At 72.3% G+C, this 13,842-nt stretch carries 11 protein-coding genes and 1 riboswitch; of the genes, 7 read left to right on the forward strand and 4 right to left on the reverse strand.

The window, feature by feature from the left end:
- Positions 1-74: 74 nt before the first annotated feature.
- The 3 genes from AB0K25_RS06190 to AB0K25_RS06200 all read left to right on the forward strand — a co-directional run bounded on the left by AB0K25_RS06190 (position 75) and on the right by AB0K25_RS06200 (position 4,730).
- Positions 75-2,192, forward strand: coding sequence for an AAA family ATPase (locus tag AB0K25_RS06190; RefSeq protein WP_363818807.1), 2,118 nt, complete (start codon positions 75-77; stop codon positions 2,190-2,192).
- Positions 2,193-2,386: 194 nt separating this feature from the next.
- Positions 2,387-3,301 (forward strand): cation diffusion facilitator family transporter, encoded by a 915-nt coding sequence (locus AB0K25_RS06195; protein ID WP_219464137.1) that lies wholly within the window; start codon positions 2,387-2,389, stop codon positions 3,299-3,301.
- A 232-nt stretch (positions 3,302-3,533) separates the two neighbouring features.
- Positions 3,534-3,665, forward strand: a riboswitch (cyclic di-AMP (ydaO/yuaA leader).
- 3 nt (positions 3,666-3,668) lie between these two features.
- Positions 3,669-4,730: a hypothetical protein gene (locus AB0K25_RS06200; protein WP_219464139.1), complete on the forward strand. Its 1,062-nt coding sequence runs from the start codon at positions 3,669-3,671 to the stop codon at positions 4,728-4,730.
- A 130-nt stretch (positions 4,731-4,860) separates the two neighbouring features.
- Here the strand turns inward: AB0K25_RS06200 and AB0K25_RS06205 are convergent, their stop codons facing one another.
- Together AB0K25_RS06205 and AB0K25_RS06210 are read right to left on the reverse strand one after the other, a co-directional pair.
- Positions 4,861-5,328: an SRPBCC family protein gene (locus AB0K25_RS06205; RefSeq protein ID WP_219464141.1), complete on the reverse strand. Its 468-nt coding sequence runs from the start codon at positions 5,326-5,328 to the stop codon at positions 4,861-4,863.
- Positions 5,329-5,426: 98 nt separating this feature from the next.
- Positions 5,427-5,789, reverse strand: coding sequence for an STAS domain-containing protein (locus AB0K25_RS06210; RefSeq protein WP_067309377.1), 363 nt, complete (start codon positions 5,787-5,789; stop codon positions 5,427-5,429).
- A 333-nt stretch (positions 5,790-6,122) separates the two neighbouring features.
- Between AB0K25_RS06210 and AB0K25_RS06215 the strand changes: the two genes are divergently transcribed.
- Positions 6,123-6,269, forward strand: coding sequence for a hypothetical protein (locus tag AB0K25_RS06215; protein WP_208568905.1), 147 nt, complete (start codon positions 6,123-6,125; stop codon positions 6,267-6,269).
- A 311-nt stretch (positions 6,270-6,580) separates the two neighbouring features.
- Positions 6,581-6,979: a hypothetical protein gene (locus tag AB0K25_RS06220; RefSeq protein ID WP_208568904.1), complete on the forward strand. Its 399-nt coding sequence runs from the start codon at positions 6,581-6,583 to the stop codon at positions 6,977-6,979.
- 232 nt (positions 6,980-7,211) lie between these two features.
- Here AB0K25_RS06220 and AB0K25_RS06225 read toward each other — a convergent pair whose 3' ends face one another.
- Together AB0K25_RS06225 and AB0K25_RS06230 are read right to left on the reverse strand one after the other, a co-directional pair.
- Positions 7,212-9,950, reverse strand: a complete 2,739-nt coding sequence (locus tag AB0K25_RS06225; RefSeq protein ID WP_363818812.1) for a cellulose binding domain-containing protein — start codon at positions 9,948-9,950, stop codon at positions 7,212-7,214.
- Positions 9,951-10,124: 174 nt separating this feature from the next.
- Positions 10,125-12,194: a hypothetical protein gene (locus tag AB0K25_RS06230; RefSeq protein ID WP_363818815.1), complete on the reverse strand. Its 2,070-nt coding sequence runs from the start codon at positions 12,192-12,194 to the stop codon at positions 10,125-10,127.
- 416 nt (positions 12,195-12,610) lie between these two features.
- Between AB0K25_RS06230 and AB0K25_RS06235 the strand changes: the two genes are divergently transcribed.
- Both AB0K25_RS06235 and AB0K25_RS06240 read left to right on the forward strand, forming a co-directional pair.
- Positions 12,611-13,108 (forward strand): redoxin domain-containing protein, encoded by a 498-nt coding sequence (locus AB0K25_RS06235; RefSeq protein WP_208568901.1) that lies wholly within the window; start codon positions 12,611-12,613, stop codon positions 13,106-13,108.
- The gene (locus AB0K25_RS06240; RefSeq protein ID WP_208568900.1) at positions 13,105-13,650 is read left to right on the forward strand and encodes a thioredoxin domain-containing protein; all 546 of its coding nucleotides are present in this window, start codon (positions 13,105-13,107) and stop codon (positions 13,648-13,650) included. The genes AB0K25_RS06235 and AB0K25_RS06240 overlap by 4 nt, the downstream gene beginning before the upstream one ends.
- The last annotated feature ends 192 nt before the right edge of the window (positions 13,651-13,842 follow it).

Below are 13,842 nucleotides of genomic sequence, written 5' to 3' on the forward strand. Positions count from 1 at the left end.
GGTGGGTGCCCGTACCCTCATTCCGCCTGGCATGCACCCGTGCCCGGCGTCGCCGTCGCACAGGAGCCGGTACGTTGACCGACCAGACCACCCTGGAACAGGAGATCGCCGCCGAACAACGGCATCTCGACCGGGTGTACGCCCGGCTCGCCGAGCTGCGTCGCGCGGCGGCCCGCGCCGAGCGGGACGGCTACCGGATGGCCGGGGTCGGCACCTTCGGTGCGCTGGTGGAGCGGGACGCCATGGTGTTCCACGCCGCCCAGCGGCGGCACCTGTTGGACGCTGAGCACGAGGGACTGGTCTTCGGCCGGCTGGACCTGCGCGACCGGCAGGTGCTGCACGTCGGACGGCTCGGGGTGCGCGGTGACGACGCCGAGACGCTGGTGGTCGACTGGCGGGCCCCGGCCGCCGCCGCCTTCTACCGGGCCACTCCGGCGGAGCCGCTGGGCGTGGTGCGGCGGCGCACGATCAGCTCGTCGGACGAGAAGGTCACCCGGATCGAGGACGACCTGCTCGACCCGGAGGCCGCCCCGCCGGACATGCCGGTGGTGGGTGACGGGGCGCTGCTGGCGACCCTGTCCCGGGCGACCGGTCGGGGGATGCGGGACATCATCGCGACCATCCAGCGGGAGCAGGACGAGGCGATCCGCTCCCCCGGTTCGGGGGTCACCATCGTCTCCGGTGGGCCGGGCACCGGAAAGACGGCGGTGGCCCTGCACCGGGCGGCGTACCTGCTCTATGCCGACCGCAGCCGGTACGGTGGCGGCGGCATCCTGGTGGTGGGCCCGTCGGCGGTCTTCGTGGAGTACATCGCCTCAGTGCTGCCGTCGTTGGGTGAGGAGACCGCCACCCTGCACTCGCTGGGGTCGCTGTTCCCCGGCATGTCGGCGACCCGTACGGACGGGCCCGAGGTGGCGGCGGTGAAGGGTTCGCTGCGGATGCGTCGGGTGTTGGAGCGGGCGGCCCGGGACGCGGTGCCGGACGGCCCGCAGGAGCTGCGGCTGCTCTACCGGGGGACGCTGCTGCGGTTGGAGCGGCGTGAGCTGGACGGCATCCGGGACCGGGCGTTGCACCGGGGGGCCCGCCGTAACGAGGTGCGCCGGGTCGGCTTCGACGGGGTGCTCGCCGCGCTCTACGCGCAGGCCCGTCGGTCGGCTGTCAGCGGGCTGCCCGAGCAGCGTGCCTTCGAGGACGAGATCATCGAGCGGCCGGAGTTCCGGGAGTTCCTCAAGGCGTGGTGGCCCCGGCTGCATCCGCGGCACGTGCTGGGCTGGCTGGCCCGCCCGGACCGGCTGCACCGGTACGCGGCCGGCATCCTCTCCCGGGCGGAGGTCGAATTGCTCGTCGCGGCGTACCGGTCGTTGGACGTCGAGGGGCTGACGGTGGCCGACATCGCCCTCCTGGACGAGTTGGACGCCCTGCTGGGCCGGCCGGTGCGGCCGAAGAAGGCGAACCGGGACCCGTTCCAGCTGGCCGGCGGTGTGCGGGAGCTGAGCACGTTCGGTGAGCGGCAGCGCGCGGCCCGGGCGGCGGCCCGGGAACGGCCCGAGGACTACCGGGACTACGCGCACGTGGTGGTGGACGAGTCGCAGGACGTCTCGCCGATGCAGTGGCGGATGGTCGGCCGGCGTGGTCGGCTCGCCTCCTGGACGGTGGTGGGTGATCCGGCGCAGACCGCCTGGACGGGCGACCAGCAGGAGTTGGACCGGGCCCGGGACCAGGCGCTGGGCCGGCGGCGGCGGCACCGGTTCACGCTCTCCACCAACTACCGCAACTCGGCGGAGATCTTCGCGGTGGCGGCGGCGGAGATCCGCCGGCTCTATCCCGACCTGGAGTTGCCGAGTGCGGTGCGGTCCACCGGGGTGGAGCCGGTGGCGCTGCACGTGCCGGCGGCGGAGCTGGCCCCGGCGACGGTGGACGCGGTGGACGCGGTGCTGGCCGAGGTGGCCGGGACGGTCGGCGTGATCACGCCGGTGCCGCGCCGCGACGAGGTCGCCGGCTGGTTGGGCGACCGGGGCGGGGCGCGGCTTCAGGTGGTGACGAGTCTCCAGGCCAAGGGCATGGAGTACGACGGGGTGGTGCTGGTCTGCCCCGGGGAGATCCGGGCCGATCCGGGCTCGGGGGTACGGACGCTCTACGTCGCGTTGTCCCGGGCCACCCAGCGCCTCACCACCATCGACCCCACCGGCTGAGCCACCGGCCCCGATCGGCCCGGCCCCTGGTCGAGGGCCACACCGAACGCTTCTGGGTCGTCGGCGACCCCGCTGTCGTGCTGGGTCGACGGCCCCTGCTGTCGCTCCTGGCCGAAGGCCCGGCTGTCACTTGCATACATAGCGATGTGAGCATAGATTGGATCGGGTCCGCAGCGGCGACGGAAGGTGTGGACGTGGGCGCAGGTCATGACCACAGTGCGACGGTCAGTAACGCCGCACACCGGCACCGCGGTCGGCTCTGGGCGGCTTTCGGACTGCTCGCCGTGTTCATGGTGGTCGAGGCGGTGGCCGCGTTCGGCACCGGCTCACTGGCCCTGCTCTCCGACGCCGGCCACATGTTCACCGACGTCCTCGGCATCGGGATGGCCCTGGCGGCGATCACCGCCACCCGGCGGGCCACGCAGGACCCGCAGCGCACCTTCGGCCTCTACCGGCTGGAGGTGCTCGCCGCGCTGGCCAACGCCGTCCTGCTCAGCGGGGTGGCGATCTACGTGCTGATCGAGGCGGTCCGCCGCTTCGGCGAGCCACCCGAGGTGCTGGCCGGCCCGATGCTGGTGGTGGCGGTGCTCGGCCTGCTCGCCAACCTCGTCGCGTTCGGCCTGCTGCGCGAGGGGGCCAAGGAGAGCATCAACCTGCGCGGGGCGTACCTGGAGGTGGTCGGCGACCTGCTCGGCTCCCTCGGCGTGATCGCGGCGGCGCTGCTGATCGCCGGCACCGGCTGGTGGTGGGCCGACCCGGTGGTCGCCGTGGCGATCGGCGTGTTCATCCTGCCCCGCACCTGGCGGCTCGGGCGGGCGGCGGTGCGCATCCTGGTGCAGGCCGCCCCGGAGCATCTCCCGGTGACCGCCGTACACGACCGGTTGACCGCCGTGCCCGGCGTCGCCGAGGTGCACGACCTGCACGTCTGGACGCTCACCTCCGGCATGGACGTCGCCTCGGCCCACCTCACCCTGGCCGGCGACGCCGAGGCCGGCACCGTGCTCGCCGCCGCCCGTGGTGCCCTGCGGGAGGACTTCCACATCGAGCACGCCACTCTTCAGATCGAGCCCCGAGCGACCCCCGGAGCATGCGGCCCGACCCACTGGTGACCCCGACTGCCGCCCTGCGGCCGGGCCGCCGCCCTGCGACCCGGCCGCCGTCTCGTGCCCGGTGGTCGGGCCCACTCTCCGGGAATCGCGCTGTAGATCAACGGCAATTTGCGCCGTTCACACCTTTTGGCAGTATTCACTCTCGTACCCTCAGTCACGAGGTAGGCAGCTGTCCCACGCGTACCGGTAGGCTCGGCTCCGGCCACCGCCAGGCGGCGCCCACCGGCGCCGGCAGTGGCCGCCGCCTAATCGCCCACCAGGGCGAACCGGGGAACCACGTTCCTGGGGTGCATCCGCGTCAGCGGTAGGGATCTTCCGTCCCGAACCCGTCAGCTAACCCGGTCGGCGGCTGACGGAAGGACATCACATGCACGTACGCACCACCACGCGACTACTGGCCGCAGTCGTCACGGCGCTCGCCCTGGGCGTGTCGTCCGCGCCGTTCAGCCCGGCCGTCGCCGCGCCCACCACCCGCCTCGCCGCCCCCGGCGACGACGAGGAGGGCGGCACCCCGGCCCTACGCGACCAGCTCGACGCGGCCAGCAAGGGGTGGCTCGACGCGAAGACCGCCCTCGAGCGCTCCACCCGACGTCAGCAGGAGTTGGACGGCCAGCTCAAGGCCATCGAGGCCCAGCTGGTCACGCAGACCGGCAAGGTCGGCGAGATCGCCGGAGCGGCCTACCGCACCGGCCGCCTCGGGCCGATGTCCGCCCTGCTCAACAGCAACAGCCCCGGTGGCTTCATGGACCGCGCGTCGGCGTTGGAGACGGTCGCGGCCCGGGAGGACCAGGAACTGCGCAAGATGATCGAGACCCGGGACCAGGCCGCCCGGACCCGGGCCGCCGTCAGTCGGGAGATCACCGAGCAGCGCAAGCAGGTCGCCACCATGGGCAAGCGGAAGGATCAGGCCGAACGCGCGCTGGCCGTGGCCGCCGCCGACAAGCCGGCCCCCACCTCCTCCAACGACTCCGGCAGTTCGGAGGGCACGTCCAGCAGCAACGCCAAGGGGGCGCCCCGTAACTCCGACGGTTCCTGGCCGTCCGAGTCGTGCAGCGTCAACGACCCGACCCCGGCCAACGGCTGCATCACCCCGCGTACCCTCAACGCCCTCCAGCAGGCCAAGGCGGCCGGTTTCACCCGGTACGTCTCCTGCCACCGTCCCAGTGGTTCCGGTGAACACCCCAAGGGCCGCGCGTGCGACTTCGCCGCGCAGAAGAACGGCTTCGGCGGGGTGGCCAGCGGCGGCGACCGGACGTACGGCAACAACCTCGCCGCCTACTTCATCCGTAACGCCGACCGGCTCGGCGTGCTCTACGTGATCTGGTTCAAGCGGATCTGGCTGCCGAGCAGCGGCTGGAAGGCGTACAGCGGGGGCAACGGCGACCCGTCCAGCGACCACACCAACCACGTGCACCTGTCGATGTACTGAGCTGGCCCGGTGGCCCGTCCACGACGGGCCACCGGAACACCGCCGACAGCCAACCGGAAGACCGCCCGACGGGCCACCGGAACACCGCCCGACCGCAGGGTCGGGCCCGGTGTCGCAGGTCGGCCCCAGGTCAGCCGGCGGCAGACGGGTCGCCGGCCCGGCCGTCCAGCACCGCGCCGAGCCGGCTGGCCAGCCCGAGGTGAGCGGCGCGGGCCTGCCGGAAGGCGTACCCGAACAACGGTGCCGGCGCGGCGAGGGTGATCTCCACGTCGATCCGCAGCAGGTCACCCTCCGTCCGCAGCCGGGTGTGGTTGCGGACCGTGGTGCCCGGCTGCTGTCGGGCCACCGTCACGATCTCGTCGTCGCCGACCTGCAGGACATCCGCCTGATAGGTGACGGGAAACCGCAGCGGCCCCAACTCCAGCCGATCGGTGATCGCATAGCTGGCCAGGGCGCCCGGCCGGGCGGGCAACCGCCGCACCCGGACGATCAGGGGATGCAGTTCCTCCTGCCGGGACAGGTCGCTCAGCAAGGCCACCGCGTCCGCCTGTGCGCAGCGCGCCTGCACCGTGTAGCTGAAGCTCTCCCGCCGGACCACCGGGCCTCCTGACCGTCGTCGGTCGCACGATCGTGCCGCACCCGGGACGGACTGGCAACGTCCCAGGCCAGCGGGCTCAGGCGGGGCCGGTGGTGCGGTCAGGCGCCCGGCAGCACCTCGGGGGTGGCGGCACCGGCGAAGTATGGCTCCGGAGCGCCGAAGAGACCGAGCAGACCGGTGACCCAGAGCTGCCGGTGCACGAACCGGCTCGGTTCGGTGACGATCAACTTGACCCCACTGACCTCGGCGGTCTGGAACCCGGCGACCATCGCGCTGATCCCGACGGAGTCGATGAAGGTGACCAGTCGCATGTTGAGCTCGATCCGGGCGGGCCGGCCCTTGGCCAGCACCTCGGCGATCGCCTCACGTACCTCGTAGGCGGTGTCGACGTCGATCTCGCCACGAGGGGCGATCTCGATGACACCGGCCGGCAGGACCGACTTCACGATCGACAGGCTCACGCGAGCACCTCCACTCGCCCGTCCCCGGGCGCCTCATCAGTACGCGGGCCGCGACCGAGAGTATTCCTCCGACGGCCTCGGTCGCCACCCCTCGGGATGAGCAATTCGCGGATCCGGACGGACCGGGCCGTCCTTTCCCGCACCGTTGCTGGTCCTGTTCTCTCCGACGAACGGCTCAGCTGGGCCGTTCCAACCGTCCCAGAGTAGCGGTCCGGGTCCACTCCGAGCCGGATGCGGAGGGTCGGGCGAGCCCCGTCCGGCCTCCCGGCGCTGGTTGTGCCCGGTGCCTAGCCTGGGCGAGAGATGGGTCACCACGATCGAGGAGACGGATCGATGCTCAAGAGACTGCTCGGCCTGGCCGGCGTCGGCGCACTGCTCGCTCTCGTGCTCGCCTGCGGCTTCGGCGGTGGCGGGGACGACGACGATGACGACGACGGCGACGATTTCGCCCGCGCGACGTCGGTGGTCCTGGTCCGCTAGCCCCGTGACGTCGGCCCGGTGACCGCGGTCACCGGGCCGACGTCACGGCCGGGACAGGCCGAGTCCCGTCCACCGGTCCGAGGTCACGGTCGGGCCGGGTCGACCAGGACACGGTCGGGCCGGGTCGACCAGGCGGGGATGATTTCCACCGGCCGGGGTCACGCTCCGTCCGCGTCGGGTTTGCGACCCGGTCGGGTGGGGCACTGCTGGGAGGACGGGCGGACGACCGGGCGGGCGAGTACCGTCACGAGCCGCAGAGACGTCGAAGTCCGAAGTGGCCGCAGACTTCGGCATTCGAGGAGGTAATCACGATGTTCGGCAGCAACCTTCTGGAGCGCCGCAGCAAGCCCGAGCGGATCGCCGACCAGGCCTGGCACCACCTGCTCTCGGCGGTCGACTCCGCCGGTGACAGCGTGCGGGACGCCGCCAGGTCGGTCCGGGACTCGGGACTGGCCGACGCCGGTGACCTGGTCGGCTCGACCGCCGACGAGGCACGCCGACGGGCCACGCTCGCCTTCGACGCGCTCGCCGGCCGCCGCCCGGCCCTGCCCTGGACCCTGCTGATCAGCGCGGCGCTGGTCGGCGCGGCGATCGGCTGGGCTGCCGGCACCGCCGCGCGGGCTGCCGGCAGCAGAGATGACCGGGCCGCCGACGACATCGAGTTCGTCGACGTGGACCGGCCCAACTCCCCGGTCGGTCTGGACGACTGACCGTCCCACGGCACGCACAGGCCCCGGTCGCGCCCTTCGGCGCCGACCGGGGCCTGTGCCGTCTTCGATCCACTCCGTTGGGGCGATGTTGCGGTAGAGACCCGGGGTCGACGCCGCACCATCGCCGCCACTGAGTCGATCAGCCACCGGCCGGGCGGGTCCCAGGCCGGACACGCGCCGGCTCCCCCGACGGGATCGGGGGAGCCGGCAGGTGTCGGATAGTTGATAGTCGTCAGCGGCTGGTGCAGGTGACCGCCGGGACGGTGTTGCTGCCGGTGACGTTGGCGGTGAAGCCGACGCTGGTGGTGGCCCCGGCACCGAGCGCGCCGTTCCACCCGGCGTCGCGCACCGAGACGCGCGCCCCGGTCTGGGTCAGGGTGCCGCCCCAGAGCGAGTTGATCGTCTGACCGTTGGCGAACGTCCAGCTGAGCGTCCAGCCGGCGATCGGCGCGGTGCCCGCGTTCCGCACCGTCACCTCGCCCTGGAAGCCACCCGGCCACGACCCGGTCACCTGGTACGTCGCCGCGCACCCACCGGTGGGCGGCGGGGTCGTCGGCGGCGGGGTGGTGGGCGGAGGCGTGGTGGGGGGCGGCGTGGTCGGCGGAGGCGTGGTCGGCGGAGGGGTGGTGGGGGGCGGCGTGGTCGGCGGAGGCGTGGTCGGGTTGCTGCCGAGCCGGTCGGCGACCAGGATGCCCCGGCCGTTGGTGCCCAGGTAGACCCGGCCGTAGACCCTCGGGTCCCCGGTGAGCGCCTCGCCCGCGTTGCCGTACTGGTGCTGGTCGTCGTTGATCCGCACCCAGGCCCCGCCGGTGTTGTCGGAGCGGTAGACGCCGGCCTTGCCGTCGACGGTGCCGAAGGTGAACACCGCCGGGTACGTCTGCCCGGGGGCGGCCTTGCCGAAGCCGACGTTCACCGCCGCCGACACCCCGGCCAACTTGGTGAAGCTGGCCCCGGAGTCGGTGGAGCGCCACAGCCCGCCCTCACCGGCCAGCCAGACGTCGCCCTCCTTGCCGGGCACCGCCTTGAACTTCACGTTCCCGGTGGCCGGCAGGCCGGTGGCGGCGGAGGCGGTGAAGCTGGCCCCACCGTTGGTGCTGACATAGAACTTGCCGGCGCTGAAACCGTAGAACTTGTTCTTGTTGACCCGGTCGGACTCGACGACCGCGTTGGCCGGGATACCGGTGGCGGCGGTCCACGAGTTGCCGAAGCCCACCGAGCGGATGACCTGCTGCCCGGCGTCACCCGGGGCCCAGACGAACTGGCTGCCGTCGGCGGCGGCGGCGACCGTGCCGCCGTTGTTGACCCCGCCCGGCTCGCTGCCCTGGAACCAGTTCGCCCCGCCGTCGGTGGAGAACGCGATGTGGCTGTCGTTGGGGCGGTCGGCGTCGGTGAAGTTGCCGGCCCGCACCATCGTCGCCGGGTTCGCCTCGGCGTAGTCGAGGCTGGTGGTGGTGGTGAAGACCGGCTGGGTGAACAGCATCGGCGGCACCGCGTCGAGGTCGGTGTGCCGGAACCCGCCGATGTCACCGAGCCCGCTGATCAGCGGTGCCCCGGTGGGCGGGCTGATCAGGTCCTGTACGGCGGTCTCCTCCAGGCCCTTGACCATCGGCTTGATGGTGAGCTGGCCACCGGTGTCCCACTTGGTGAGGTCGGTGCTGCCGTAGATGGTCGCGCCGGTGCCGTACATGAAGCGGTTCGAGTCGAACGGGTCGATCTCCACCGACTCGTTCATCCAACCCAGCTTCGGGGACTCCTCCGGCGGGGCCGGGTTGGCCCCGAAGGTCAGCCACGGCACCGAACTGATGTCCATCTTGAACTTCTTGGTGCGCTCCGGGTAGCTGCCGAACTCCCAGATCCGGCTCCAGGTCGCGCCGCCGTCGGTGCTGCGGAAGAAGATCGCGTCCGGCCACCAGGAGATCTGGGTCGCGACCATCAGGGTGTTCGGCTTCTGCCGGTCGATGGTCAGCCCCGAGTAGCCGAAGTAGGCGTCGCTGCTGGACGACGGGATCGGGCTGATCTGCGTCCACGCGCCGGTGGCCCGGTTGAACTTCCACACGTCACCCTTGCCCCCGTCGTACGGGCCGCCGGTGTCGCTGGTGGCGATGTAGAGGAAGCCGCCGACGGGGTCCACCACACCCTTGTGGGCCAGGTAGCCGGTGGGCTGACCGGCGATCCGCTCCCAGCTGGTGCCACCGTTGGTCGAGCGGTACACCGGGTTCGCCTTGTCCGCCACGCCGACGTAGATGGTCTGCGTGGCGTTGCCCGCCGTACCGGTGCTCTTGTCGAAGGTGACCCAGGTCAGGCCCTGGTTCTGGCTCTGGTAGCCGGTGGTGTCGTTGGGGTCGGCCCGGTAGTTGCCGACGTTGGGGAAGTTCGCCACCTTGGCCCAGGTGACCCCGAAGTCGGTGCTGCGCCACAGGCCGTTGCCGCCCTCGGCGCCGTAGTAGATGACGCTGTTCTTGTTGGGGTCGACGGCGAGCCGCTCGCCCATGCCCCGGCCGGGCATGTTGCCGCCGTTCTTGAACGGCAGCGCGGTGGCCTGCCAGGTGGCACCCTTGTCCGACGAGCGCAGGATCGCGCCGTTGTTCGGGTCCCAGTCGTTGGTGTACATGCCGACGGCCGCATACACCCGGTTGGTCTGCACCGGGTCGGTGGCCAGGCTGACCACGCCGTTGTAGCCCCACTTGTCCGCGCCGACCCAGTCGAGCAGCGGCGTCCAGGACTGGCTGGCCTGCTCCCACCGGTACGCGCCGCCGATGTCGGTGCGCGCGTAGATCAGGTTCTTCTCGGTCTGGTTGAAGACGATGCCGGGGACGAAGCCGCCACCGTCGATCCGGACGTTCTTCCAGCTGTACGGTTCGGCCGCCGCCGCGGCGGCCTCGGTGGATGGTGCGACGGTGAACTGTACGGCCACGACGGCCGTGGCAGCGGCCAGCACGGTGGTGACCGCGCCGACGAGACTTCTCCGCATCTGCGGTTCCTCTCGGGATGCCAGGGTGAGGGTGCGACGCCCCGTGGGGACGTCGACGGGTGCGAAGAGCTGCCCTGGCTCCCCGCCGGCACGCTTGGCTCCCGCTGCCGAAGAAGAAGTCAACAGTAACCGCTGCGCCGCCGAATTAGGAAGCGCTCCCAACTAACTCGGCCATCAGAGCCGGTAGATGACGTCCTCGCCGACCATTTCCCGACTGATGCCCAACCCGTCCACCGGTCGGGCGGCCACGTCCGCCCACGGGGTGCCGGGCGCCCAACCGGGCAGCAGCACCACCGTGCGCACCCCCACCTGCCGCAGGTACGCCACCGAGGTCGCGTCCGGGAAGGTCATGCTCGCCGCCCGGATCCGCTCCTGGGACTGTGGGGTGAACGAGGCCAGCCCGTTGACCACCTTGGGGAACCCGTCGGTGGACCACAGCATCACGTGCAACTCCCGGATACCGTCGCTGGGCAGCACCAACGCCGGGCCGGTCAGCCCGCGCAGCACCGCCGGTTGCACCGGTGCCGGCACGTGCGGGGTGCGGTTGACCCCTTCCAGCAGGACCAGCACCAGCGGCACCAGCAACGCCAACCGGGCCAGCCGCCACTGCCCGCCGTCCCGCTTCGGGGCCGGCTTCCGGGGGGCCGTCTGCTCGGCCGCCGGTTCGGACCACGCCGCCGACCGCAGCATCGGTCGCGCCGCCGCCTGCGCCTGCCCCGGTACGACCACCTCCGCCGGCACCGCCGCCCGCACCGGTACGGCCCCCTCCGCCGAGGGTGCCAGCGCTCCCCGGTCCGCCGCCATCGCGACGGCCGGGTCCGCCGGTCGCAGCGTCGGCGGCGCTCCCGGTTCCACCGCCCCGGACACGACCGACTCCGCCCCCGGCACGGCCGACTCCGCCCCCGGCTCCGGTGGTTGCCCCCCGGTCGGCCCCGGTGCCGGTTCCCCGTCCCGCACGGCCCGGGAAGCCGGCTCGCGCACCGTCAACGCCCCGGCGGCGAGCAGGCCGAGCAGCAGGGTCGTCCACAGCACCAGCCGGCCCGGGGTGCGCACCCCGTCCCAGCCCGGGGCGTGCTCGACAAGCGTCACGTAACCGGGGTTGCCGTCACCGCCGAACGTGGTGCCCGCCGCGAGCGCCACGCTGACCAACGCCGCGCCGGCCAGCATCAGCCGGTGCCGCAGCCGCCACGCGGAGAAGAACAGCCCCGCCATCGCCAGGGACAACAGCACCACCCCGGGCAGCAGGGTCATCTCACCCGGGAAGCCGAGCGTGGCCCGGGCCGCCTCGTGCCGCTCCCCCCACAGCCAGGACTCCGGCGGCGCGGTGACGAACCCCCGCCACGGCGGGGAGAACATCTCGATCTGGGCCACCGTGCGCCGACCGGACGGGTTGCGGGCCACCACCTCGAAGTACGGTGCGGCCATCGCCAGGGTCACCACGGCGAAGCCGATCCCCCCGGCCAGGTCGGCCAGGAGCAGGCCACGCGGCACCGCCGGCCGGGACCGCCGCCGCCACACCACGGCGTACGTCACCGCCACGCCGAGGCAGATCAGTCCCAGCGCGTACGCGAAGGGCAGGCCGATGCCGAAGCCGAGGGTGACCTGCCAGGCGGCGACCGCCCACCCGGCGACCGCCCACCCGGGGCGGACCCGGTCGGGCCGGTGGCCGTGCCGCAGCGACCAGCCGTGCCCCCGGGCCAGCATGGCCAACGCGAGGGCGATCCCGCCGATGCTGATCACGTGCAGGTGACCGGCCTGGGCGAGCTTCCACGGGGCGTACGCGAAGGACACCCCGGCCACCGCCGCACCCGCCCGGCCGGCCCCCACCTGCCGGGCCAGCGCGTACGCCCCGAACAGGGCGAGGGCGTGGGTCAGCATGTAGAGCAGGTTGTAGCGGATCACGGCGGCCACCGGACCGTCCCCGATCATCCCGAACGGGGCGTACCCGAGCAGGGTGTCGGAGTAGGCATAGGTGTACGGCTCGGGATAGAACGTGTTGGAGTGCCAGACCTGGAACGGGTTGGTGAGCAGGGCGTGCCCACCCCAGGCCACCTGCCACGCCTGGAGCGTCGGATCACCGGTGTCCTGCGGGATGGTGCTCGCCGGATCCCGCAGGGTCGGCCAGGTCAGCACCACGGCCAGCAGCAGCGCGGCGACCGCCGCCAGGGTCCATTCGTGCCGGGCCACCCGCCACGACACCCCCGCCAGCCGGCGGCCGAACACCCGAATCTGATCGACGTCCATCTCTCCACCCCGTCCTTTGCCGTCCGTCAGACTGCCCGAGTCCGATCCGGTTGTCGACACCGTGACCCGCCCGATTTTCAGCCCGGGCTCCCCTTCGTCGTCCGAATCCGATCCGCTGGCGACCACCGGATCGGACTACCGGTTCGGGTCCGGGGCGACCACCGGGGCGGGTTCGGCCCGGTCGCGGACCACCAGGGCGGATCCGGTCGCGGAGCACCAGGGCGGGCCCGGTCGCGGACCACCAGGTCGGGCCCGGTCGCGGACCACCAGGTCGGGCCCGGTCGCGGACCACCAGGGCGGGCCGGTCGCGGAGCACCAGGGCGGATATGGGCGGACCATCGGGGCGGGTCCGGGCGGACGAGGACCACCCGGGTCGGGTGAGTCGGCCTCACCCGGGCTGCCGGAGGGTGGGAGGCATGACTGGACCCGACGGACTGATCCGACCCGGGACGCCGGCCCCCGAGTTCACCCTGCCGGCCACCCCGGACGGGCGACGGACCGGCCCCGGGCAGTTCCGTGGCCGGCCGGTGGTGCTCGCCTTCTATCCCGCTGACTGGTCCCCGGTGTGCGGCGACCAGATGGCGCTCTACCAGGCCGCGATGCCGGAGTTCGAGCGGTACGACGCGGTGGTGCTGGGCGTCTCGGTGGACAGCCTCTGGTCACACCGGGCCTTCGCCGAGGCCCGGGGCGTCCGGTTTCCGCTGCTGTCCGACTTCGAACCCAAGGGTGAGGTGGCCCGGGTCTACGGGGCGTACACGCCGCAGGGGCAGGCCGGTCGGGCCCTGGTGGTGCTCGACCCGGCCGGGACGGTGACCTGGAGCTACCTGTCCCCCGCCGAGGTGAACCCGGGTGCCGACGGCATCCTCGACGCGTTGGACCAACTCGGCACCGAGCGGCAGGTGGTGGCCCGATGAGCACCCCGTTGCAGGTCACCGCCCGACTCCGGGTGCCGGTGACGGAAACCGACCACATCCGCGGTCCACTGGACGCACCGGTCACCATCGTGCAGTACGGCGACTTCCAGTGCCCGTACTGCGGGGCCGCCCACCCGAACCTGACCGAGGTGCTGCGGCAACGCCAGGACACCGTACGGCTGGTCTACCGGCACTTCCCGATCACCAACCTCCACCCGTACGCCGAGCGGGCCGCCGAGGTGGCCGAGGCGGCCGGCCGCCGGGACCGGTTCTGGGAGATGCACGACTGGCTCTACGAACACCAGGACCAACTCGACCCGGTGCACCTGTCGCTCGGCGTGGCGCAGGTGGGTCTGCCGCCGGACGAGATCGACGCGGAGGTCGACCGGCACGCGTACGGCGACCGGGTCCGTCACGACTTCACCGGCGGCATCCGCAGCGGGGTGAACGGCACCCCCACCCTCTTCATCGGCGACCACCGTCACGAGGGCCCCTTGGACCTCCCCACCCTCCTGACCGCAGTAGACACCACCACCCCCTGACCCACCCACCCCACCCACTCCGCCCACCCCGCCCCGCAGGCGCGACCACCGGAGGACCACCCCACTCACGTCCACCACCCACCCACCCACATTGATCAAGAGGTTTGCGTCAACCAACCCACCTCCGCCCCGTTGATCAAGAGGTTTGCGTCAACTTGAAGATCGAACTTGACGCAAACCTCTTGATCAACG

The sequence above is a fragment of the Micromonospora sp. NPDC049257 genome (assembly GCF_040678915.1).
GTDB lineage: Bacteria > Actinomycetota > Actinomycetes > Mycobacteriales > Micromonosporaceae > Micromonospora > Micromonospora antibiotica.

Excerpts from the sequence above, each read along its gene's own strand:
- AB0K25_RS06240 (WP_208568900.1), top strand. The coding sequence starts at position 13,105 with ATGAGCACCCCGTTGCAGGTCACCGCCCGACTCCGGGTGCCGGTGACG.
- AB0K25_RS06200 (WP_219464139.1), top strand. The coding sequence starts at position 3,669 with ATGCACGTACGCACCACCACGCGACTACTGGCCGCAGTCGTCACGGCG.
- AB0K25_RS06220 (WP_208568904.1), top strand. The coding sequence starts at position 6,581 with ATGTTCGGCAGCAACCTTCTGGAGCGCCGCAGCAAGCCCGAGCGGATC.
- AB0K25_RS06235 (WP_208568901.1), top strand. The coding sequence starts at position 12,611 with ATGACTGGACCCGACGGACTGATCCGACCCGGGACGCCGGCCCCCGAG.
- AB0K25_RS06230 (WP_363818815.1), bottom strand. The coding sequence starts at position 12,194 with ATGGACGTCGATCAGATTCGGGTGTTCGGCCGCCGGCTGGCGGGGGTG.
- AB0K25_RS06215 (WP_208568905.1), top strand. The coding sequence starts at position 6,123 with ATGCTCAAGAGACTGCTCGGCCTGGCCGGCGTCGGCGCACTGCTCGCT.
- AB0K25_RS06225 (WP_363818812.1), bottom strand. The coding sequence starts at position 9,950 with ATGCGGAGAAGTCTCGTCGGCGCGGTCACCACCGTGCTGGCCGCTGCC.